Below are 899 nucleotides of genomic sequence, written 5' to 3'. Positions count from 1 at the left end.
GGCGGCGAAGGCGGGCTGGACGTGGCCAACGTGTTCAAGCCGATGATGGCGCGCGGCGAACTGAACCTGATCGGCGCCACTACGCTCAACGAATATCAGAAGTACATCGAGAAGGACGCCGCGCTGGAGCGTCGCTTCCAGCCGGTGATGGTGCCCGAGCCGACGGTAGCGCAGACCATGATGATCCTGCGCGGCCTGCGCGACACCTTCGAGGCGCACCACAAGGTCAGCATCACCGAGGATGCGATCATCGCCGCCGCCGAGTTGTCGGACCGCTACATCACCGCGCGCTTTTTGCCTGACAAGGCCATCGACCTGCTCGACCAGGCGGCCGCACGCGTGAAGCTGTCGGCCACGGCCCGCCCGGTGACGGTGCAAGAGCTGGAGTCCGAACTGCACCAGCTGCGGCGTGAGCAGGACTATATGGCCTCGCGCAAGCAGTACGACAAGGCCGCCGAGCTGGGTAAGCGCATCGAGGCCAAGGAGGCTGAACTCAAGCAGCTCGTCGAGGAATGGGAACGCGAGCGCGCCTCGGGCAACGCCGAAGTCAAGGCCGAGCATGTCGCGCAGATCGTCTCGCGCCTGACCGGCATTCCGGTCAACGAGCTGACGGTGGAAGAACGCGAGAAGCTGCTGCATCTGGAGCAGCGGCTGCACGAGCGCCTGGTGGGCCAGGACGAAGCGGTGCGCGCGGTGGCCGATGCCGTGCGGTTGTCGCGGGCGGGCCTGCGCGAAGGCAGCAAGCCGGTGGCGACTTTCCTGTTCCTCGGACCGACCGGCGTGGGCAAGACCGAACTCGCCAAGGCGCTGGCCGAGTCGATCTATGGCGATGAAGGTGCGCTGCTGCGCATCGACATGTCCGAGTACGGGGAACGCCATGCCGTGGCACGCCTGGTGGG

Annotated in this window: 1 protein-coding gene; it reads left to right on the top strand. The window is 66.4% G+C overall.

Translation table 11 applies throughout. From position 1 onward, the window contains the following. Positions 1-899: AAA family ATPase (locus B3520_RS11355; RefSeq protein WP_286876084.1), on the top strand; the 899-nt coding region annotated here is incomplete at both ends.

Origin of the sequence: Marinimicrobium sp. UBA4509 (assembly GCF_002388575.1) — a bacterium.
GTDB classification, from domain to species: domain Bacteria; phylum Pseudomonadota; class Gammaproteobacteria; order Pseudomonadales; family Cellvibrionaceae; genus Marinimicrobium; species Marinimicrobium koreense.
The sequence above is the reverse complement of the archived record's forward strand: the minus strand, read 5'-3'. Positions and strand labels throughout refer to the sequence as shown.